Below are 21,903 nucleotides of genomic sequence, written 5' to 3'. Positions count from 1 at the left end.
TACTCGACCATGACTGCCACGCAAAAACCTTCCGTCCTTTTCGTCTGCATCCACAACGCCGGCCGCTCGCAAATGGCCGCAGCCTACCTCTCGCACCTTTCCGAAGGGCGGATTGAGGTTCGCTCGGCGGGGTCCGCGCCAGCGGATTCGGTCAACCCTGCCGCTGTGCAGGCAATGGCCGAGGAAGGCATCGACATGTCGTCGGAGACCCCGAAGATCCTGACCACCGAAGCGGTGAAGGAATCCGACGTCGTGATCACCATGGGCTGCGGAGATACCTGCCCGATCTTCCCCGGCAAGCGCTACGAAGACTGGAAGCTGGATGACCCGGCAGGCCAGGGTGTTGACGCAGTGCGCCCGATCCGCGATGAGATCCACAACCGGATCGAAACCCTGATCTCCGAACTGCTGCCTGCCAACTAACCATCGACCTGTTGTTTCCTAGCTGAGGAGTGTTCCATGAACCCGACCTATCCTGTGATCGTCATTGGCGCCGGGCCCATTGGCCTGGCCACCGCGGCCCACCTGCGCGAACGCGGGCAGGAAGTGCTGGTTCTGGAAGCAGGAGCGCAGGCCGGCGCGGCCATGGAACAGTGGGCGCACATCAAGCTCTTCTCTCCTTGGCGTTTCAATATCGATGCCGCCGCCCAGCGCCTATTGGAATCACCCAGCGGGGACTATGCGGGGGACTGGGAAGCACCGCGGCCCACCAAGCTGCCCACCGGCGGCGAGCTGGTGCGCGAGTACCTGCAGCCCTTGGCGGCGCATCCGGAATTGGCCCCGCGCATTCGCTATGGCCACCGCGTGCTGAAGGTCAGCCGCCTGCTGGAAGACGGCCGCGGCGCCGACAAGGCACGCACCGCCGGCCGCGACGAGGCAGCGTTCCTGGTGCGCGCGGAAACCGCTGGCGGCCAGGTGGATGTGGTCGGCCGGGCCGTGGTGGATGCCAGCGGCACCTGGAACCAGCCCAGCCCAGTAGGCCGGGCCGGCATTGAAGCCATTGGCGAAGCCGAAGCCCGCGAACGCGGTTTCATCCTGGGCGGCCTGCCTGATCCGCTGGGTGCCGACGAGCCGGAATTGGCGGGCAAGTCGCTGCTGGTGCTCGGTGCCGGGCACTCAGCGGCCAACACCATCATTGCCCTGGGACGCTTGCAGAAGAAATACCCGGACACCTCCATCCTGTGGGGATTGCGCGGGGCGGCCAACCCGATACGCCTCTACGGCGGAGGCGCGGCAGATCAGCTGCCTGCACGAGGCCAGCTGGGCACCAGCCTGCGCCGCCTGGTGGAGAACGGCAACGTGCAGCTGCTGGAAAATGTGGGTGTGGCAGCAATGAAGTCCGGTGAGCAACTGGCAGCGTCCTTGGCCGATGGCCGGGAGCTGGTAGTTGACCGGATCATTGCGGCCACCGGTTTCCGCCCGGAGCTGTCAATGCTTTCGGAACTGCGCCTGGATCTGGATGAAAGCGTCGAGGCCCCGCGCCAGCTGGGTCCGTTGATCGATCCGGAATTCCATAGCTGCGGCACGGTCAGCGCCCACGGCGAGAAGCTGTTGTCCCATCCGGAGAAGAACTTCTACATTGTTGGCATGAAGAGCTATGGCCGGGCGCCTACCTTCTTGATGGCTACCGGTTATGAGCAGGTGCGTTCGATCGCCGCTGCTCTTTCCGGGGATGCCCAAGCTGCGGAGCGGGTGGAACTGGAGTTGCCGGAAACGGGCGTCTGCTCCACGGACCTGGGCGGGTCCTGCGATGCTCCGGCGCAGGAGGAAACATCATCGTGCTGCAGCGGGCCGCAGCCGGTGGCGTTCGGGCTACCGACCGGAACGCTGCACGGCAATGCGCAGCTGGTTGGCGAATTTCCGAAGTGCTAGGCATCCTGCCCCGCGATTGAAATGGATCCGCACCTAAAGCTCGGTGGTTTTCCGCGGTCCGCTGCGGGGCTTGCCTACTCGATGTGCCGGGAGTTGGATTCTGGATCCAGGTCTGCTGTGGCCGATAGTGCGCCGCTAGGCACTGGTCTGACGCTCAGAACAGAAGGAACGGACGACAACGAAGCGAGAGCTATGGCAAGGTCTCGGTCGAGAAGGCCTGCAAGTTTCAGTGATGCAGAGTAGGCATGCTCGACCGTTACTCTTGAATGCTGTCCGGGAAGCGGGAAACCCGTAATAAATGGTTCATGGTGCGCAGCCCGGTTTCTAGTGGCGTGGACCAGGGAGACTATTTCAAGGGTCCACGTTCTGGTGAAGCGACCGCCCTCAGCGGTTGCAATAGCTTTCCCGCCCGGGAATGCGAGGTGCAAAGCTGACCTCCACAACTTCTCATAGTCGCATTGGAAGCGTTGAGGTTCGCGACCTAGGTATCCGCCAGCGCTGAGCAGGTCACGCCAAAAACCAAACATCAGCCGAGAGACTAAATCGTCAAGTGTTCTCTTCCCGTGAGGCAGCTTCTTCCAGGCTAGGGCGTTGCGTGTGCGGTCATCTAGCCCAATGTCCTGGCGGTACCAGTCGGGGCCGAAAGCCAGAACGAGTTGCTTGTTGAGCGCATTTCTCAGTGCCACTTCCAGTAGGGCAACATCGGCTAGGAGGGCCGTGGACACGTCTCGGTCCCAAACATAGAGGGCTTGCGCCAGCTCCATGTCATTCATTGCAGTGGCCAAGTATGAGGCCATACGAGTAGGCGTGATAGCGGCTTGAAGAGCGTGAGTGTGAGGACGCAATGACCGCGGATCGTATCTGGCACTCACAGTGGACGTCTCCAAATCATCGGATACAATAGTTCTTGTAGTCCCCGGAACCGCCTCTCTGGCCTTGAGCCATGAAGCGACCGGGGTTATTTCTTTAAGGCTAGCTAGGGGTGTCTCGACTGTCGTTGGCGCCTCAACCGGTTGTGCAAACGGCCGAAGCGAGGGTGCAGTAACTGAAGGCAAAATCGTCTGCGGGCGGACACGCTTCTGCACTCGTAGCTTGTATGCCAGAAACGGATTGACCGGAATTTGACGATAGACGTGAACGCCTCATGCCGGACTGGAAAAGGCAGTTCACGGTTCGAGCGCTGGCCCTGTCAACGCCTACTCGGCTATCGGCTGTAGACAGCCGGTCCCAGCGCAGCCGCTTGCCCTTGGCCTCCGGGGTCGACAAGGCAGAAGCAGCCCAAGCGGCGAACGGTGCACAGGCCGAGGACACACAATTTCTTCGCTCAAAGCGCGGCGTTTAAGCTGAACCGTACGAAAAATCATTGCAACTACGCGTGCAGATTGAAATTTTCTCTAGTGAGGCACCATGGCAGGAACACAAGAACCCTCCACTACCCCAACCGGAACAACGGCGGAGCCCAAGCAGCTTCGCTCGCGCCACGTGATGATGATTACCCTCGGCGGAATCATCGGCGCAAGCTTGTTCGTCGGTTCGGGCAACGTCATCCGCTCGGTGGGGCCAGCGGCAATTATCTCCTACCTCATCGGAGGCCTGCTGGTATTCCTTGCCATGAGGATGCTCGGAGAGATGGCCGCCGCACGCCCGACGATTGGTTCCTTCATGGAATACGCCCGGGTGGGGCTGGGCAATTGGGCCGCCTACTTGGTGGGCTGGCTGTACTGGTATTTCTGGGTCGGGGTGCTCGCCTACGAAGCGGTGCTTGGCGGTGAAACCCTGAACTCGTGGTTTGCTTTCCTTCCAGCCTGGACCTGGTCGCTGGTCCTGATCCTGATTTTCATCGGGACCAACGCAATCTCGGTGCGCACCTTCGGCGAGGTCGAATTCTGGCTGGCGAGCATCAAGGTCCTGGCCATCGTGGTCTTCCTCGGCGCTGGCCTGCTCTTCGCGTTGGGCCTATGGCCTGATACCGAAATTTCGGTCAGCAACCTGTGGGATCATGGCGGGTTTGCCCCGAATGGGTTTGGGGTGGCGCTCACCGGTGTGGCACTGGTGATCTTCTCCTACTTCGGCACTGAGATCGCTGTGATGGCAGCGGCTGAGTCGGAAGATCCGGCCAAGGGAATCAAGCAGGCGACCAGCACGGTGATCTGGCGTATCCTGCTCTTCTTCGTCGGTGCCGTACTGATCATCACCATGGTGATTCCATGGGACGAGCTGCCTGAACCAGTGAACGTGGCCGCTGCCCCGTTCACCAAGGTCTTCGAGCTGCTCGGCTTGCCGGGAGCTGCGGTCATCATGCAGTTGGTCATCTTCACTGCGGTGATTTCCGTGCTCAACTCTGGTCTGTATTCCGCCTCGCGCATGTTCGCCGCGCTGGCTGATCAGGGGTTTGCCCCCAAGCTCGTGGCCCGGCGTTCCAAGAATGGCGTCCCGCTGTGGGCGCTGGTGGCTTCCACCAGCGGTGCGGTGATCGCGACCATCGTGAACTTCGCTGCCCCCGATTCTGGAGTCTTCGACTTCATCATGAACTCCGCTGGCCTGGTGGCATTGTTTGTCTACGTCTTCATTTCGTTGACGCAGATGCGCCTGCGCCAGAAGATGACGGCCGAAGAGGTTGCGGCCTTGAAGCTGAAAATGTGGCTGCACCCGTGGCTGAACATTCTGCTGTTTGCCGCCATCGCGGGCGTATTGGGAGTCATGCTCAGCTCCGAGAGCGGCCGGACCCAGGTATGGACCAGCTTGCTGGCCACCGTGGTGCTCGTCGCCTTCTGGCCGCTGGTGCGCAAGAACCTGAAGAAGCGTGGCACGCCGGAAGCTGCCACGGCGATCAACGACGGCACCGATAGCGAGCTGATCAGCGACCGCTAGGTGCAGTTCCCCGGGACGTTGTGAATACCAGGGAATGACGAAGACCTCCGGCAGGATGCGGGCTACCACACTCGCCATCGTGCACGGAGGTCTTCATGTCCCACGCCACCGAATCCCTCGACGCCAGCACCTCGCGCCCCCAGCAGTGCCCGTAGCGCTGTCGAACGGGTCCTGATCCGCTGCCGGATGCCCAAAGCGGCGCATCTGGAGCAGGCCACAGGGCTGCCGGGGCGCCGCGGCTTCACGCGGTCGATGGCCAGTCGAGGTTGGCCTATTCCGAGATCCTCAATGACAAGAAGAAGAACACCGCGGCCGGGTTCTGGGAACGAGCCAGAGGTTTCTTTGCGGCAGCGGGCATTGCCGTGACCGCGGTGACCGCCGATAACGGTGCTACACCGTGTCAAAGGCTTGCGCGCTGCGAGCCGCTTCCTGTTCCTGGAAGGCGCAGGAGAAGCGGTGCTTCCCCGCAGCCACGACTATTGGTTCCGAGCCATCGGGAAGGAAAACCTCCGCCGAGGTGGAGGGCGGAACCAGGACCTCCAATTCGAAGGCTCCCTCCTCAAGGGTCCACGACGAGGAAGCCAGGCCGTACGGGGTGTGCAACTCGGAGCGCGCCCAGGAAAGGCCGCTGGTTGGCACCGGAGCGATGCGCTGCCGGCGGTAGCCGGCAGCTTCCGGGGCCAGGCCCCCGACCCGCCGGTGCAGGAAGTCGGCCACGGCGCCGAAGGCATAGTGGTTGAAGGACGTCATGCCACCAGGGTTCAGCGACCCGTCGGGCAGCAGGGAGTTCCAGCGCTCCCAGATGGTCGTTGCCCCCATGCCCACCGCATAGAGCCATGAGGGGCACTCGGTTTGCAGCAGCAGGCGCCACATGGTGGCGGCGTTGCCGGTTTGCACCAGCGCATCGCAAATATGCGGGGTGCCCAGGAATCCGGACCCGATGTGGAAGCCGTCCTCGGCCACCTGGGCCGCGAGCAGGCTGCCGGCATGCTCCAGCTGTTCCGGGGCCAGCAGCCCGAAGCGGATCGCCAGCGCATAGGCGGTCTGCGAAGGGAAGGCGGCCCGCCCGCTCGGGGTGGCGTATTCTTCCCGGTACCGCTGCGCGCAGCGCTCGAAGAGCCCTGCATAGCGCTGCTCATCGGCGGCCCGGCCCAGAACCTGGGCGGTGTCGCGCATGATCCGCGCCGATTGGGCAAGATAGGCGGTGGCCACCGCCTGCCAGGGCAGTCGCGCCGCCCACGGCTGGTCATCCGGAGCGGCCGCATCCAGCCAGTCGCCGAAGGAGAACCCGCCGCTGGCGAAATCCAGCTGGTCTCCGGCGCGGCGCAGCATGGCCGCGACCCAGCCTTCCATCGAGTCCCATTGGCGTTCCAGGATCCCGGGGTCGGCGTAGCGCTCGTAGAGCGTCCAGGGGACAACCGTCGCCGCATCGCCCCAGCCGGCCTCGGCACCGAGCGGCGGCATGGACGGATCGACATCCACCCACGGGATGTAGACCGGGACATTGCCATCGGGGTGCTGGTCGGCGGAGAGATCCGCCAGCCATCCGGTGAGCATTCCGGAGCAGTCGTAGAGGTAGGCGGCGCTGGGAGCGAAAGCCATCAGGTCCCCGGTCCAGCCCAGCCGCTCATCGCGCTGCGGGCAATCGGTGGGGACATCGAGGAAGTTGCCGCGCATGCTCCACACGACATTCTCATGCAGTTTGCCCAGCTGCTCATCCGAGCAGCTGAAGTCCCCGGTGCGGACCATGTCGGTGTGCAGGACCACGGCCTTCAGCGCGTCGAGATCCAGCTTGCCGGGCCACCCGTCGACCTGGACATAGCGGAAGCCGTGGAAGGTGAACTCTGGTTCCCACACCATGGCCTCGCCGTTGAGGATGACCTCATCCGTGGCGCTGGCCGCGCGCAAGGGACGGACGCCCAGCTCGCCATCTTCCAGCACCTCGGCGTGGCGGAAGGTGATTGTTTGCCCGGCCGCCGCGGCCGGCAGGTTGACCCGCAGGCGGCCGACCAGGTTCTGCCCGAAGTCCACGAGGGTGGCCCCGGAGGGACTGGCCAGCTGCCCGATCGCCGGGACCAGCTGCGTTTCGCGGACCGCCGGGGCATCCGGGGCGACGAGGACAGCTGGATCAAGCTCCTGCACAGTGACCGGTGTCCAGGCGCTGTCGTCGAACCCGGGCTCGTCCCAGCCGTGCTGCAGGAGGCGGGTATCGGTGCTCTGCCCCTTGTAGATATCGGCCCGGGTGACCGGCCCGAGCATGCTGCGCCAGGTGCCGTCGGTTCCGCCCAGCGAATAGCTGCCATCGGCGTGGAGCACTTCCAGCTGCACCCAGGCCGCCGTGGTGTCCCCGTAGAGCCCGCGCAGCCCCGAGAAGCCGAGGAACCCGCGGTACCAGCCATCGGCCAGGTGCACGCCAAGGGCATTGGCCCCGGGGTGCAGGATCCCGGTGACATCCCAGGTGCGATAGCGCAGGCGCTTGGCATATGAGCTCCAGCCCGGGTTCAGCGCATCCTTGCCCACCGTGGTGCCGTTGAGGTGCAGGGTCATCACGCCGCGGGCTGTGGCGCGCAGCCGCGCGGAGAGGATCCGCCCGTGCTCTGCCACCTGCTGCGAGAGGTCGATGTCACCGCGCAGCAGCGCCGCCGGTTCTCCCTCGGATCCGGTGGGCGGAAGCTGCGGGCTGACCGCTTGGGCCGAGAACAGCGAGGTATCGAGCAGCCCGGTTTCCAGGCTGGTTGGCTCGCTCCACGGCGAGGGATCGGGGTCTTTTCCCCACACGCGAACGCGCACCGCGCGGGATGCCCGCGAGGCCAGCGTGCCGCCCGGCCAGGGGACAAGGACCTGCTGCGTGGAGATGACCTGGCCGGTTCGTTCCAGTTCTCCGGTCACCGGATTGCTGATCTCCACTTCGTAGGCCCGCTGGGACCATCCGGGGATGGCGGTGTCGGTGATCCACGAGAGCCGCGGCGCGGATTCCCCGATTCCCAGGGGTTCGCGATGGTGCTCAATGGTGACGGGGCGTACGCGGAAGGTCATGTCGTTTCCTTGGGTGATCAGGTGCGCGATGGCGCAAAAAAAGACTGGGCGCTCGGCGGACTAGAGGGGCTTGGCCAGGAAGCCGTTGATGTGCCAGCGGATGCCTTCGGCCATATCCACGTCCAGGCCTTGCAACCACAGGGTTTCGAGCCCCTCGGTCATGGCCAGGGTATTCAGGGCCGCGGCGCGCGGCTCGATGCCGGGCTTGAGCCCGTCCTCGGCCAGGACCTCGCTGAAGGCCTGGGTGACGGCCTCGATGATCCGGCCGAGGCGTTCGCGGAAGTAGTTGTGCGCCGGGTGCTCGGGGTCCACCGCCTCGGTGGAGAGGTTGCGATAGAGCTGTACCACGCCGCGCTGGCCGGCCTGGACGCGGGAAATCTCCACCAGGGCGGCCAGGAACTCCCGGCCGGTTTTCCCGCGCAGGTTCTCTTCGGCCAGGGCGTCTCGCTGCTGGAGCACCGCGGTGAGCAGGGCGAGCTTGCCTCCGGCAAAATGGTGCAGCACCCCGGTTTGGGTGATGCCCACGGCCCGGGCTATTTCGTTGACGGAGCTTGCGGCGTAGCCGTTCTTCGCGAAGATGGCGAACGCCGCCTCGAGGATCTGCTCGCGGCGTTGTGCGGTCTTGCGGTATGTGCCTCTGGTGCCTGCCATAACTGCACTGTATCAGCGATCACACGAAAACATGTAACCCTTTAAGTTTTCGTGTTACAGTGATCTGCATCACCGACCGCGCGGGATTATTCGGTGCTCTCCAGGCCATCTCCATGGCCCCTCAGGTTAAGGAAACCTCACCATGACACACCCAACCCAGCGGCAATCGGCCTCTGCTACGGCCGACGCATCTGCCCCCGACATCACCGGGAACCAGTTTCCGCCACCCGCTTCATCGCGCCGGGGATTGGTCTTTTTGCTCGTGCTCGCCATGGTGGGCGCCGGCGCCGCGCAGATGTCTGCGGCATTGCTTACGCTCACCCTGAAAGCCACGGAATTGGATGCCGCGACGGCAACGACGACCATCTCGATTTCCAGCGCGGTGGCAGGGGTCCTCACCCTGCTCGCGCTGCCACTGGTTGGTGCGCTCAGCGACCGGTCGCGTTCGCGATGGGGCCGCCGCCGGCCGTTCCTGCTGCTGGCTGCGCTCGCTTTTTCCGTTGGCGGCGTGCTGCTGGTCGCGGCTGGCACTGTTCCGCTCTTTGTCCTGGCGCACCTGGTGATCACCTTTGGATTCGTGACCGCGAACGTGAGCGTCATTGCGCTGCTGACCGACCAATTGCCTGAAGACGGCCGCGGCCCGGCCACCGCGCTGTTGAGCATGGGCACCCCGCTGGGCGCGCTGTTCGGCATGGCGGTCGCGGTGCCTTTCGGCGACAATCTGGTGCCGCTGGTGGGTATTCCCACCGCGCTGGCGGTCCTCAGCCTGCTCGCCCTGGCCCTCAAGGTGCGAGATCTGCGGCATCCCGAGCGCCGCCCGCGCAGCACCGCAGCGGCGCTGCTGGGGATTTTCTGGGTCAACCCGATCCGGCACAGCGCTTTCGCCTGGGTCTTCACCTCGCGGATGCTGGTTTTCTCCGGGGTGGCCGCGCTGAACGGCTACCAGGCCATCTACATGCTCCAGCGCCTGCACCTGGAACCGTCCTCGCTGGGAACCGCGATCCTCATGACCGTGATGCTCAACGCCGGCATCACCATGCTGGTCGCCCCGTTAATCGGCCGGATCAGCGACCGGCTGGGAGTGCGCAAGCCGTTCATCCTGGCCGCCGCAGTAATCCTGGGCCTCGGCCTGGTGCTGGCATCAACAGCATCGAACCTGCCCATGTACCTGGTGGCCTGCACCGTAGTGGGACTGGGCCAGGGCGTGTACTTCGCGGTGGAGCTGGTGCTGGCCACCCAGATCCTGCCCGACAAGACCAACCCGGCCAAGGACCTGGGGATCTTGAAGATCGCGGATAACCTTCCCGTCACCATTGTCTCGGCGCTCGCCCCGGTCCTGCTGGCCATCGGCGCTACCAGCGCGGGGCCGAACTTCTCGGCACTATTCCTTGCCGGGGCCATGGCCAGCATTATTGGAGGATTCGCGATCCTCTTTGTGCGCGGAGCCCGCTAGGTTCGGCAAGCACCCCATTTCCACCTGATCCGCCGACATTCGAAAGGCACTTTGACAATGAGCCACTATCCCGATGATTTCCTGTGGGGCGTTGCCACCGCAGGGCACCAGAACGAAGGAAACAACCAGCACAGCGACATCTGGTTCCTCGAAAACATCCAGCCCACGCTGTTCAGCGAGCCCTCGGGCCGTGCCTGCGGTGCCTATGAGCGCTACGAATCCGACCTCGACCAGGTGGCGGCCCTGGGCCTGAACGCATTCCGCTTTTCGATCGAATGGGCCCGCATCGAACCCGAGCGCGGCACCATTGTGGGCAAGGAGCTGGACCACTACGAAGCGGTGGTGGATGCGGCCCTTGAGCGCGGGCTCGCCCCGCTGGCCACCTTCAACCATTTTGCCTCGCCGCACTGGTTCTCGGCCGCCGGTTCCTGGCTGGCCAAGGACGCGGCACAGCGTTTTGCCGACCAGGTGGACCGGGTGATGCAGCGCCTCGGGGACCGGCTCACTGCGGCCGTGACCATCAATGAACCGAATCTGGAACAGCTCCTGCAAGCCGGCGGGAAGCTGCCCCCGGAAGCGGAGCAGATCAAGCGGCAGATGCTCCAAGCGGCTGCCAAAGCAGCCGGCACCGACAGCTACTTTGCCTCGAATGCCATCCCCTCGAATGTCCAGGATGACTTCCAACAGGCCTTCACGGTGGCCCACCGCATGGCCAAATCGGCCATCAAGGCGCGCCGGGCCGATGTGCCGGTGGGGATTTCCATTGCCATTGCCGATGAGCGGGCGCTGCCCGGGGGAGAATCCCGCAGGGATGCCCGGCGCGCGGCCGTCTACGACCACTGGCTTGACGTGGCACGGGAGGATGACTTCATTGGCGTGCAGAACTATGAGGCCTTCCTCCACGGGCCAGACGGCGAGGTCCAGCTAGAGGGCCAGCGCAATGGCATGGGCTCGGTGGTTGATCCAAGCTCGCTCGCCGGGGCCGTCCGCTATGCCCATGAGGTCTCTGGGGTGCCGGTGCTGGTGACCGAGCACGGAATCCAGATTGACGATGATTCTCTGCGCTCGCAGTTCATTCCGCAGGCCCTGGCTGCCTTGGAACAGCAGATAGCCGCCGGCACCCCGGTGCTTGGCTATTGCCACTGGACGCTCATGGACAACTTCGAGTGGATCTTCGGCTACCGTCCCAAGCTCGGCCTGCTGGAAGTCGACCGGAAGACCCTGGAGCGCACGCTGAAGCCCAGTGCCATGGCTTATGCCCGGGCGGTGCGCCAGGCGCAAGCGAAGATGGCGGTGACTTCCTAGGCGAGGGCGGCGGCTCGCGCCCCGGGGCCAGTGTTGGCTTCCGGGGCCGAGCGGACGCGGCCCGCTTCCTGTCCTAGGACAATCCGGAGGTGATTTCTGCGACCGACTCGGCCAGCCGATCCACCAGCAGCTGCGCCTGCTCGCGCTCGATAACCATCGGCGGGCGCATCTTGAGCACATTGTCGTCCCGGCCGATGCGGCTGATCAGCACGCCTTTGTCCTTCATGAGTTCAATGAGCTGCTTGGCGGCCACCGGATGGGGCTGGCCGGGAGCCTCGGGACGCACAATGTCGTAGCCGAAGAACAGGCCCTGGCCACGCACCGCGCCAATCAGGGGACTGCTCTTTGCGATCTCGCGCATGGCATCGGCGATAAATTCTCCCGTGGCACGCGCGTGGGTCATCAGCTGGCGCTCGCGCATCTCACCGAGCACCGCGAGCCCCGCGGCGGAGGACACCGGGCTGCCGGCGAACGTGTTGAAGTACATGTTTCGGCCACCGAACTCATCGAGCAGCGCTTCGGTGGTGATGACCGCTCCGATCGGGTGCCCATTGCCCATTGGCTTGCCGAGGGTAACGAGATCCGGCTTGATCGCATACAGCTGATGGCCCCACATGTGGTTGCCAAGCCGGCCGAACCCGGACTGCACTTCATCGGCGATGAACAGGCCCCCGGCGGCCTGCACCCGTTGTGCAAGCCCTTCGATATATCCGGGCGGTACGTTCAAGAGGCCTTCGGTGGAGAAAATGGGGTCGAGCAGGGATGCCGAGATCCCGTGCCCGGCCTCCTGCAACGAGGCGATCGCCGCGTCGACCTCGGCCAGCGCCCGGTCCCGCAGGGCCATTGCGGACTGTGCATCCATTCCGGTCGCATCCGGGATTCGCACCGCGCGCACATGGGACCCGAACTCCTCGTGGACCTCCAGTCCGGTGGTGAGTTCCGCCAGCGAGCTCGTATTCCCGTGATAACTGAAATCCGAGACGAGGATTCCCCGGTTCCCGGTGTGCTGGCGGGCTATGCGCAATGCCAGTTCGTTGGCTTCGGAGCCGCTGTTGACGAGAAAGAGCCGGTCCAATTCGCCGTTAAAAGTATCCAGCAGTGCCTCGGCGTAATCGACCACCATGTGGTTCAGATACCGGGTGTGCAGGTTGATAGTGCGCAGCTGCCGGTTCACTGCATCGGCCACTACCGGGTTGGCATGTCCGACATGCGGCACATTGTTGTACCCATCGAGGTAGGTGCGTCCCTGCGCATCGGTCAGCCACGCTCCCTCGCCGCGCACCAGCTCCAGCGGCGTGTTATAGAACAGCGGCGAGTGCGGGCCGATAGTTGCCACGCGACGGGCCATCAGGGCGGCTGTGGGTTCGGAAAGCAGGGAGTTCTGGGCGATTTCAGTCATGGCAGGTCCTTTCGGAAGGTGATGTTCAGGCAGTGATCAAACCGCGCGCCAGGGCGCCCAGGGCGTTGATCTGGTCTTCGACGCTCTCGGGGTCCGCGGCCGCGCGGCTGCCCGAAGCGCGCAGCGCGCCGGAGAGCGCCACGGTGAGTGCCTCGATGTCGATGCCGGGAATCAGCAGCCCCTCATGCAGGGCCATGACCAGGTCATCGCGGATGAAATTCTCAAAAGATCGGGAAGCGGTTCCGGTCACTCCGGCCAGCACCGGAACCAGATCCGCGCCCATGATGCCGTAGAACCGCCCCTTGGGGTCCGCGCTGGCTTCGGTCAGGGCGCGGGCCAGGGCGCGAATGCGCATTTCCAGCCCCTCGGCCTGTGCATGGAGCGCATTGCCGCGCTGGACCACCTCGTCGGCAAGCCGCAGGTAGACGGCGCGCACGATTTCATCGCGCCCCGCTGGGAAATAAGCGTAGACAGTGCCGCGAGCGACTCCGGCAAGCTTGCTGATTTCTTGCAAGGTGGTGCCTGAATAGCCGACGTCGCCGAGCAGCTGGGCCGCGACATCCAGGATGTCGTTCCGGGTGCGTACGCGGTTGCGCTCGCGCTGGCTCATGGCCGGCAATTCTTCGATCATTGTCCCGCTCCTGCTTCCTTGTCATCCCGGGGCCAGCTCTTCTGGCACCGCCCTTGGACACCAGCATAACCATAAAAAGTAAAAAATTGAACACTGTGTTCAGTTGACAAACACGATGTACAACTTTTTACTAGTGTATGACCACGGTCACAAATAAAGCCGCCAGGAAGAGAGCCGATGATTTCACCAAGCCGTGCCGAAGCCGCACTACGAAAAGTCCTGCCCCGCTACGGGATTCCAAGCACCGCGCATCTGGAACTGGTGAAGTACCGGGAGAACCACGTCTTCCGTGTTGATGCAGGCCAGGGGTCCAGCTACGCGGCCAGGCTGCATCGGCTGGGCTATCGCACCGCCGGACAGCTGTCCACCGAGGCGGCCTACCTCATGGAACTGGCAGAGCGCGGGCTGTCGGTGCCGCGCTTGATCCGCGCCCTGGATGGGCAGCTCAATTGCACCGTGGAGATCGAGGACGGGAACACCGTGGTGATCGATTTGCAGCACTGGATCCCCGAAGCCTCGCCCATGGGCGACATTTCCGAGGCGCTGGCTGGTTCCGATGCGCTGGGTGGCAAGGATTTCCAGGAGCTTGGCAAGGAATTGGCCAAACTGCATCTGGCCTCCATGGCCATCGGAATCCCGGCGGGCTTCGACCGCGGAACCTGGGACCACGAGGGCCTGGCTGGCGCTGCTCCACTGTGGGGCGATCCGGCCAAGCTGCCTTGCCTCGACGCGGAGCAGCGGGCCAAGATCGGCCGGGCCATGCTCTCGCTGCATGGCCGGCTGGGAAAGCTGAGCCGGAACGAGGCGGTTTTCGGCGTCATCCACGCGGATCTGACCCCGGAGAACGTCCTGGTCAGCGCCGCTGGCCCGGTGCTGATCGACTTTGACGACTTCGGCACCGGCTGGCATCTTTTTGATCTGGCCACGGTCCTGTTCTTCTATTCCGCACACCCCCGGCTGGCCGAATACCGCCGGGGGCTGGAAGCCGGCTACCTGGCCGAGCGCGCAGATGTGCCGGCCGGATTCTTCGATGCCTGGGACGACCTGCTGCTGGGCCGCGGGCTGACCTATCTGGGCTGGGCCGCTGAACGGCACGGAGACGAGGAAGCCGATTTCATCGAGCGCATGGTGGTTCCGGTGGTCATGGATCTCGTCGAAGCGCACCTTGCAGGCGCCACCCCGGCAGTCCTGGGAGGCGGCAAATGAGCTCGCCGGTGGCATTGATTTCCGGAGGGGGAACAGGCATCGGGCTGGCGGCAGCGCGCAGGCTGGCCCGCGACGGCTACCGCGTGGTCCTGACCGGCCGGCGGATCGACCCGCTGAACGTGGCCGCCGAGCAAATCGGAGCGGTGGCGTTGGCCGGTGACATGACCGATACCGCCAGCGTCCAGGAAGTGGTCGGTGGCACCTTGGACCGCTTCGGGCGTCTTGACGCGGTGCTCGCCAATGCCGGGGGACACGGCTTCTCCACGGTGGTCGACACCGATGACGAGTCCTGGGCCACGAGCCTGGACGCGAACCTGACCACAGCCTTCAAGCTCTGCCGGGCGGCACTGCCGGAATTGGCCCGCACCCGGGGCCGGATCGCCGTCATCTCCTCGCTGGCGGGCATCGCCGCCGGCCCTTCGGTGGCCGGCTACACCGTGGGCAAGCATGCCCTGATCGGGCTGACACGTTCCATGGCCCGCGACTACGGCAAGCATGGGGTGCGGGTGAATGCGATCTGCCCCGGGTGGGTGCGCACCGACATGGCCAACGCCGAAATGGACGAGCTCTGCGCGGCCATGGGCTTGGAAGGCCGTTCGGCAGCCTACGCCAAGGTCACCGAGCATGTGCCGCTGGGACGTCCGGCGGACCCCGAGGAGATCGCCGGCACCATCGCCTTTTTGCTCGGCCCCGATTCCAGCTACATCACCGGGGCCACCCTGGTGGCCGACGGAGGCGCCCACATGGTGGATCTGCCCACTATTTCCTTTGATGCCCTGTCCTGAATGCTGCCCTGCCTGAATTCCGACCCGACTTTCCTGGAGCACCCATGAGCGAACATATCCTCGTCTACACCAATGCCACGATCCACACCATGGACGCCAACCTCACCACCGTGGATGCCTTTGCGGTGTCCGGCGGCCGGATCGCAGCCCTTGGCGATGCCGCCCGCGACCTGCTGGCCGCCGGAGCCCAGGAGGTGGATCTGGGTGGCCGCACCGTCCTGCCCGGGCTGATCGACGCCCATATCCACCACGCGCAAGGCGGCAAGAAGGAGCTCTTCGACTTCTGCATCCCGCCCACCGCCAGCTTGGGCGGGATCCTGAGCGAGATCGCAAAAGAGGCCGCCGAATTGCCCCGGGGCGCCTGGCTCACCGGCGGTTCGGTGGGGTCCGGGCTCATCGACCAGGTGAACACCGCGCAGGCCCTTGCCCGGCTGGATGAAGCCAGCGCTGGGCATCCGGTCCTGCTCACCGATGACTCGCTGCACAACCGCTGGGCCAATTCCCTGGCACTCGAGCTGGCAGGAATCTCACGGGATACGCCGGACCCGGCTGGCGGCCAGATTTGCCGCGACGCGCAGGGCAATCGTACGGGGTGGCTGGTGGAAGCAGCGGGCATGATGGCCGAAAAGGCCAAGGAACGCCTGGATCCCTTCGAGCTGGACAAGCTCATCGAGTCCAGCGCCCGCGGCGTGGCCGAATGCAACGCCTTCGGCATCACCGGATTCCAGGATGCGGCGACATCGATGCAGATCATGCAGGCGGTCCACCGGCTCGATACGGCCGGACAGCTCAATGCCTGGGTGGTTTCCTCCACACCCGTCGAAGAGTTCATCTTCGGCTACGAGCCAGTGGGCCAACCAGTTATCGAGTCCATGCCGGATACCGCCAGCGAACACCACCGGCCCACCTATATCAAGATCTTCCTCGACGGGGTGCCGCCCACGCGCACCGCCGCCTTCCTGGACCCCTACAAGGGCACGACCGAGTCCGACCCCTGTTCTCACGGCAGGATGACCATGAGCCAGGACAAGCTGGCCGGCTGGCTGCTGCGTACCGCGCAGCTGGGGATCGGCGCGAAAATCCACTGCACCGGAGATGCTTCGGTGCGCGCGGTGCTCGACGCCGTCGCCCAGGTGCGGGCCGCCGGATTCACCGGGGTCGGATACCAGGTGGCCCATGGGCAGTTCATCCACCCCGACGACCTGCCACGCTTCGCCGAGCTGGAAGTATCGGCCGATATCTCCCCGGCCATCTGGTATCCGGGAGTCATCACCGAAACCTTCCACGAGGTCCTCGATGAGCCCCAGGCTTCCCGGGTGCAGCCCAACCGCCTGCTGCTCGAGCACGGGGCGCGCATCGCCGCCGGCAGCGACTGGCCGGTGGCGCCGAGCCCCAACCCCTGGCCGGCCATCTATGGCTTGGTTACCCGCAAGGATCCCAGCGGTTCCTTCCCCGGAGCGTTGTGGGAGGAGCAGGCGATGACTATCGCCGAGGCGCTGACCGCCTACACCCGGGCGGCCGCGGAGGCCTGTGGCCTGGCCGATGTCACCGGAAGCCTCGAAACCGGCAAGTCCGCCGACTTCACGGTGCTGCCCATCGACCCGATGGCCGTCCCGGTCCAGCAGCTCGTCGACTTGCGCCCCGAGTCCACCTACTTCGCCGGACGCCGCGTCTATGCGGCGCAAACCTCTTCAGCACGCGGCTAGCGCCGCCAGATCACAGGAGCATAGGTTCCATGTCCTCCAACACTGACACCGCAGAACGCAGGATCTACATCTATATCGCCGCCATTTCCGCCGTGCTCAACGCGGTGCTGCTGGTGGCCCCGGTGCTGGCTTCGAAGCTCAGCGCCCAGCTGGGCCTGGAACCAGCGCAGGTGGGCCTGATCGCCTCCGTGGAACTCGGCTGCTTCTCGCTGGCCACGGTGCCCGCCTTCCTCTGGTTGCGCCGGGTCAATATCCGCACGCTGACCTTTTGGTGCCTGGCCGTTGTGGCCGCCGGGAACGTGGCCTCGGCCGTGGCCGGCAGCTTCGCCATGCTCCTGGGCATTCGGGCCCTCACTTCCTTTGCCGCCGGATCGGTGATCGTGGTGATCCTGTCGCTCAGCGCCAAGGCAGCCAATCCCTCCCGGGCCTACGGGCTGTTCGTGGTCAGCCAGCTGGCCATGGGCGCGGTGATCCTGTTCCTGTTCCCGCTGATCTACGCGCAACGCCCGGTGGCCGCGGTCTACCTGACCCTGGCGGTGCTGGCCACCCTGTGCCTGGGCTGCATCGCCTGTGTGAAGGGCGATGAATTACAGGCAGCGGCCAGCGATCAGCCAGCGGCCAGGGCCCGGTTGCTGCCCTTGGGCTGCGCGCTGCTGGCGGTGCTCTGCTTTTACGTGGCCTTGGGCGGCGTATGGACCTTCACGGCGCAGATCGCGATCGGTTCGGGGATCACGCTGGATTCCGCGTCGAGCCTGATCGGCATCGCCACGATCTTCGGGGTGCTCTCCTCCTTGTCCAGCACGCTGGTGGGCGAGCACCGATTCGGCAAATACTTTGTCCTGGCCGGATTCGCAGTCATGGCGGTTTCCATCGCCTGCCTCTTCGGCACTCCGGGACTGCTGCGCTTCGTGGCCGCCGCGGTGCTCTTCAAGATCGCCTGGAGCTGGCTGCTTCCGTTCCTGCTCGCCGAGGTCTCCCGAGTGGGCGGAGCCCAAGTGATGAATGCGGCCAATCTGGTGATCGGCGGTGGCCTGGCCATCGGCCCGCTGTTGGCCGGAAGCTTGATCCAGGCCACTGGGGGCTTCGCCACCATGCTCGGCGTTGCCCTGGTGATCCTGGGTGTGGCCGTCATCAGCTCCGTGGTGGTCTTCCGCGCATCGGACGCGAGGGCAGCCGCACTGGAAGAATCCGAGTCCCGCCCGGTGGGGCCGATGGCGTCCTAAGCCACGGTCCTCGCGGCAACCTCCAGGAAGGCCGCAACCTCGGACGCGGGCTGCTCGTCGCGGGTGGCGAGCAGGACCGAGACCCGGTGCCCGGTTTCCAGCGGGACGAAACGCACCCCGGGACGGGTATACGAGGAAATGACCGAGGAGCCGGCGATGTTCAACCCGATGCCTGCCGCCACCAGTTCCATGGCCTCATCCGCCGAGTCCACCAGCGACTTGACGGAGCAGCGCAGTGGCAGCAAGGGATCTATGGTCTCGTACCAGCCGGGCCGGGGCGTTTCATCTGCCGATTCGTCAACGGCTGGGCCAATCAGCGTCTCGCCTAACAGATCCGCAATGTCCACCCGGTCCTGGCTGGCGCACCGATGCCCTTCGGGAAGGGCCACGACCAGCTCCTCGGACCACAGGAATGCGGTTTGCACTCCTGCGTACTGCGCATTGGGATCCAGATCGAAGAGCAGTGCGCAGTCCACTTGCCGGGTGCTGAGCGCGCGCAATCCTCCAGTGAAGCCGCTGGGCCGCAATCTCAAGTCCACCCGGGGCAGCTGAGCGGCGGCAGCTTGCAGGATGGCACGCAAACCCGCGCTGGAGGCCGGGGTGCCGATCTGCACCACCTGATCCTTCGGCGCCCGGGACCAGAGGGCAATGCGTTCAGCGGCATCCAGGGCCTCGCGGGCCAGCGGCACCAGTTCCTGTCCATGGCTGGTCAGCAGCACCGCCCGGGGGCTGCGTTCAAAGAGCTTGCGGTCCAGCTGGCGTTCCAACGTGGAAATCTGCCCGCTGAGCGTGGAGGGGCTCACGTGCAAGAGCTGCGCGGCACGGGCGAAATGCAGGGTATCGGCCACCGCGATGAAACAGCGCAATTGGTGCAGGGTTAGGTCCACGCTTCGACTGTAGCGCAAGTGAAGCGAGCGTTGACCTGTTGCTTCGAGATTTCCGAAGGATGATTCGGTTTTTCCTGATGGCCAGCAAACGTAGGTATCCACGAAAGTTGAATCCATGACCTCCCACTCATCGAGCTATCCGGTACGCAGCGAATTTGCGTTGGAATACGCCTGCGGCAACGGCGCCACGCAGCTGCTCGACCTGCATATTCCCTTGACCGATGCCGGTCCCGTTCCGGTGGTGGTATGGCTGCACGGGGGCGGCTGGTTTACCGGCGACCGCACCCTGGCCCCCGATCTGGCGGCTATCGCCAGCCGTACCGGCATCGCCTTCGCGTCCATTGACTACCGGCTCTCGGGCGAGGCGGCCTTCCCCGCCCAGCTCGATGATGTGATCGCTGCGATCCGCCACCTGCGCACGCAGGGTGCGCAGTGGGGGATTGATGGCCAGCGCATCGGGTTGTGGGGTGCTTCGGCCGGCGGCCATCTGGCCGCCCTGGCCTCATTGGAGGCCTCCTCGACCGCTGCCGGCGCGCCAGAAGATGCCCGGGTCAGTTGTGTGGTGGCCTGCTACCCGCCGGTTGACCTTGAGCTGATCATTGCCCAGCGGCCAGCCGGGTGGTCCTGGGACCAGACTCCTGAGGGACGGTTGCTGGCACTGGATCCCCAGACCGAAGCAGGCTCCAGGAAGGCCCGCGCCGCCAACCCGCTGAACCATGTCTCGGACCAGGCGCCACCCTTCCTTCTTTGCCACGGCACCTCCGATGCGCTGGTTCCGCCAATCCACTCGGGAATGCTTTATCAGCGCCTGAAATCCCATTCAATTCATGCGCAGCTGTATTTGCTGGAAGGCTACCGCCACGGATTCATCAACCCTCCGGGACGACTGGATGTCGAATTGGCCGCCGTCATGGACGACGGCCGGCTGGAAACCGAGGTTCGTGCCGTGGCCGAGCTCAGGGACACCAGTCATCCAGAGCCCCGGGCAACCTCGTTCGGATTCGATGCCATCGAGAATTTCCTGTCTACATACCTGGCGGCTTGCCCGCCGCATCCGTCCACTGACCAAGGAGATGTTTCACCATGACCGAGATCGACCTGGAGCGCATTCACGCGCTCGCCCCGGTGATCAATGCCCTGCCCGGCGAACCAGTGCCATATTATGTGGCTTCGGGCGAAGGCGAACGCCATGAGGTTGGCGGCCAGCTCGTGACCGTGGTTGCCCGAACCCAGGACACTGGAGGGCTCTTCGAAGCGGCCTTCATCCTGGGGCCCGCTGGCGCACAGGGTGCTGGTTCCGCGCTGGACGCCGTGCAGCGTTCCTTCTTTGTTGTTGACGGAAGCGTGCAAGCCACCATTGCCGGACGCACCCGCATCCTGGTGCAAGGAGATTCATTCCATGTGGCTCCGGGCGAAACCCTGGAGTATCGGCTGTTGAGCCACATGACGCGGATCTTCCTGTTCAGCGCACCCGGTGGCGCGCTCGCCGACCTGTTGGGTGGCGGCTCGCGCACCGAGAAGCATCTGTTCACCATGGATTCCCTCAGCGCGGCGGACCTGCAGTTCCCGCCAGGTGTGGAGGCTGCCGGCTCGCTGGAGCTGCCACAGGGCAGCGGCGGATATTTCCTCAGCGCCGGGGGTGGCGAGCATCGGGCCTGGCCCGATGCCTTGAACAGCTATCTGGCCCGGCCGTCCAACACCGGTGGACGCTACTTCGCGGTGAATACGCTGGCCGCGGTGCAGCCCTACATCATCCGCCACTTCCACCGGCTGCATACCGAAAACTTCGTTTGCCTTTCCGGACGGGTGTGGCTGTGGGTCAATGGCCAGGAAGTGCTCTTGACCGCTGGCGATTTCCTGCACGCGCCGGCCGGGACGATCCACAGTTTTGCCATCGGCGCGCACAATACCCAGATGCTCGGGCTGCTCACCGGCGGGGTGTTCGAGAAGTTCTTCGATGTAACCTCCGAGCCGACCAATGCCCCGGTGTATTCCGAAGGGCTGGTCGACCCCTCGACCGTGATCGCGGGAATCCAGGCCAACCCGGATCTGGACCTGCAGGTCGTTGGCCCGCCGCCAGAGCGCACACTCGCACCGGGGCTTTAGGCTCGCTCCTGCACGCGCAGGGTCCGCTGGTTGCATCCCGGCGGTCCTTGCGCCGTTTAGCTCAGGCCAGTGAAGCCCCTCGGGGTGTGCGCAATATGGCCTGAGCCAGCCGTTCAAGGTAGGCCCGCGACTGGCCCACCAAATCCAATGTTCCTTCTGAAAGGACAAACTGCAGCTGCAGTCCATCGCTGACCGCAATGCATTCGCGTGCGAGGGCGTGGTAATCCAGGTCCTCGCGCAGCGCACCCCTGTGGACCTCGGCCAAGAAGAATTCCGCGATTTCATTGGCGATTCGGGTGTATCTGTCTTGGAAAAGCGCGTGGGCCGGGTTGCTCGGATCAGCAGCCTCGGCGGATATCAAGACGAAGAGCTCTATCAGTCCTGGCTGCGCCGCAAAGAGTTCGCTCAGGCTCAGCAAGAGCCTCAGCGTTCGCGTCCCGTCGAGCTCTCCGGTGGCGGCTTCGGCAATGCTCTGGGAGATGTCAAAACGGCGTTCGGCAATGGCCAGCAGCAAGTGCTGCTTGGTCGGGAAATGATGGGTCAAGCCAGGCGTCGTGATGCCTACATCGCGCGCTATTTCAGCTAGTGAAGTGCGTGAATAGCCTGAAGAGCTGAACCTTTCAGACGCTGCTGCCAAAATGCGCTCACGCCGTTCAATGCCAACGGTGTAGCTGCCGCGTTTGCTTCGTGCCATGGCCCAATCTTAGCTTCCAATTTAAAAACCTTGCATATAAGGTTTTCATCTTTTACTGTTGGATTTGTCGTGGATCAC

17 protein-coding genes and 1 pseudogene are annotated in these 21,903 nt (G+C 64.5%); 12 read left to right on the top strand and 6 right to left on the bottom strand.

Going from position 1 to position 21,903, the window contains the following annotated elements; all coding sequences use genetic code 11:
• Positions 1–9: 9 nt before the first annotated feature.
• From AOZ07_RS16320 to AOZ07_RS18555, 4 genes and pseudogenes are all read left to right on the top strand, one after another.
• Positions 10–423, top strand: a complete 414-nt coding sequence (locus AOZ07_RS16320; protein ID WP_060702949.1) for an arsenate reductase ArsC — start codon at positions 10–12, stop codon at positions 421–423.
• Between the two features lie 36 nt (positions 424–459).
• Positions 460–1,872, top strand: a complete 1,413-nt coding sequence (locus AOZ07_RS16315) for an FAD-dependent oxidoreductase (protein WP_060702948.1) — start codon at positions 460–462, stop codon at positions 1,870–1,872.
• Positions 1,873–3,279: 1,407 nt separating this feature from the next.
• Entirely contained in the window at positions 3,280–4,743 is a 1,464-nt protein-coding gene (locus AOZ07_RS16305) for an amino acid permease (RefSeq protein ID WP_060702946.1), read from the top strand.
• Between the two features lie 206 nt (positions 4,744–4,949).
• A pseudogene (locus AOZ07_RS18555) lies at positions 4,950–5,135 on the top strand (IS481 family transposase); the annotation flags it as partial.
• Here AOZ07_RS18555 and AOZ07_RS16300 read toward each other — a convergent pair.
• Positions 5,134–7,779, bottom strand: a complete 2,646-nt coding sequence (locus tag AOZ07_RS16300) for a family 78 glycoside hydrolase catalytic domain (RefSeq protein ID WP_060702945.1) — start codon at positions 7,777–7,779, stop codon at positions 5,134–5,136. The pseudogene AOZ07_RS18555 and the gene AOZ07_RS16300 sit on opposite strands and share 2 nt — an antisense overlap.
• A 60-nt stretch (positions 7,780–7,839) precedes the next feature.
• Positions 7,840–8,430 carry a TetR/AcrR family transcriptional regulator gene (locus tag AOZ07_RS16295; protein WP_060702944.1) on the bottom strand — a complete coding sequence of 197 codons (591 nt, stop codon included), beginning with the start codon at positions 8,428–8,430 and terminating at the stop codon, positions 7,840–7,842.
• A 142-nt stretch (positions 8,431–8,572) separates the two neighbouring features.
• Here AOZ07_RS16295 and AOZ07_RS16290 point away from each other — a divergent pair, with 142 nt between their 5' ends.
• Entirely contained in the window at positions 8,573–9,883 is a 1,311-nt protein-coding gene (locus AOZ07_RS16290) for an MFS transporter (RefSeq protein WP_060702943.1), read from the top strand.
• 57 nt (positions 9,884–9,940) lie between these two features.
• Complete coding sequence (locus AOZ07_RS16285; protein ID WP_075972525.1) at positions 9,941–11,188, top strand: family 1 glycosylhydrolase; 1,248 nt, start codon at positions 9,941–9,943, stop codon at positions 11,186–11,188.
• Positions 11,189–11,261: 73 nt separating this feature from the next.
• On the opposite strand, the gene AOZ07_RS16280 is transcribed toward AOZ07_RS16285, so the two are convergent.
• Together AOZ07_RS16280 and AOZ07_RS16275 are read right to left on the bottom strand one after the other, a co-directional pair.
• Complete coding sequence (locus tag AOZ07_RS16280; protein WP_060702941.1) at positions 11,262–12,587, bottom strand: aspartate aminotransferase family protein; 1,326 nt, start codon at positions 12,585–12,587, stop codon at positions 11,262–11,264.
• Positions 12,588–12,612: 25 nt separating this feature from the next.
• Complete coding sequence (locus tag AOZ07_RS16275) at positions 12,613–13,218, bottom strand: TetR/AcrR family transcriptional regulator (RefSeq protein ID WP_060702940.1); 606 nt, start codon at positions 13,216–13,218, stop codon at positions 12,613–12,615.
• A 177-nt stretch (positions 13,219–13,395) separates the two neighbouring features.
• On the opposite strand from AOZ07_RS16275, the gene AOZ07_RS16270 reads away from it, so the two are divergent.
• From AOZ07_RS16270 to AOZ07_RS16255, 4 genes are read left to right on the top strand one after another with little or no spacing between them, the layout of a single operon-like run.
• Positions 13,396–14,424 (top strand): phosphotransferase enzyme family protein, encoded by a 1,029-nt coding sequence (locus tag AOZ07_RS16270; RefSeq protein ID WP_060702939.1) that lies wholly within the window; start codon positions 13,396–13,398, stop codon positions 14,422–14,424.
• The gene (locus tag AOZ07_RS16265; RefSeq protein ID WP_060702938.1) at positions 14,421–15,209 is read left to right on the top strand and encodes an SDR family NAD(P)-dependent oxidoreductase; all 789 of its coding nucleotides are present in this window, start codon (positions 14,421–14,423) and stop codon (positions 15,207–15,209) included. The genes AOZ07_RS16270 and AOZ07_RS16265 overlap by 4 nt, the downstream gene beginning before the upstream one ends.
• A gap of 44 nt (positions 15,210–15,253) precedes the next feature.
• The gene (locus AOZ07_RS16260) at positions 15,254–16,915 is read left to right on the top strand and encodes an amidohydrolase (protein WP_060702937.1); all 1,662 of its coding nucleotides are present in this window, start codon (positions 15,254–15,256) and stop codon (positions 16,913–16,915) included.
• Between the two features lie 29 nt (positions 16,916–16,944).
• Positions 16,945–18,138 carry an MFS transporter gene (locus AOZ07_RS16255; RefSeq protein WP_060702936.1) on the top strand — a complete coding sequence of 398 codons (1,194 nt, stop codon included), beginning with the start codon at positions 16,945–16,947 and terminating at the stop codon, positions 18,136–18,138.
• Here the strand turns inward: AOZ07_RS16255 and AOZ07_RS16250 are convergent.
• Entirely contained in the window at positions 18,135–19,025 is an 891-nt protein-coding gene (locus AOZ07_RS16250) for a LysR family transcriptional regulator (protein WP_186467975.1), read from the bottom strand. The two genes, AOZ07_RS16255 and AOZ07_RS16250, sit on opposite strands and share 4 nt — an antisense overlap.
• Before the next feature lie 115 nt (positions 19,026–19,140).
• On the opposite strand from AOZ07_RS16250, the gene AOZ07_RS16245 reads away from it, so the two are divergent.
• Positions 19,141–20,112 (top strand): alpha/beta hydrolase, encoded by a 972-nt coding sequence (locus tag AOZ07_RS16245; RefSeq protein WP_060702934.1) that lies wholly within the window; start codon positions 19,141–19,143, stop codon positions 20,110–20,112.
• Complete coding sequence (locus AOZ07_RS16240; protein ID WP_060702933.1) at positions 20,109–21,131, top strand: cupin domain-containing protein; 1,023 nt, start codon at positions 20,109–20,111, stop codon at positions 21,129–21,131. Before AOZ07_RS16245 ends, AOZ07_RS16240 begins: the two co-directional genes overlap by 4 nt.
• Positions 21,132–21,192: 61 nt before the next feature.
• Here the strand turns inward: AOZ07_RS16240 and AOZ07_RS16235 are convergent, their stop codons facing one another.
• Positions 21,193–21,825 (bottom strand): TetR/AcrR family transcriptional regulator, encoded by a 633-nt coding sequence (locus AOZ07_RS16235; RefSeq protein WP_060702932.1) that lies wholly within the window; start codon positions 21,823–21,825, stop codon positions 21,193–21,195.
• Between the last annotated feature and the right edge of the window lie 78 nt (positions 21,826–21,903).

Origin of the sequence: Glutamicibacter halophytocola (assembly GCF_001302565.1) — a bacterium.
GTDB classification, from domain to species: Bacteria; Actinomycetota; Actinomycetes; order Actinomycetales; family Micrococcaceae; genus Glutamicibacter; species Glutamicibacter halophytocola.
The sequence above is the reverse complement of the archived record's forward strand: the minus strand, read 5'-3'. Positions and strand labels throughout refer to the sequence as shown.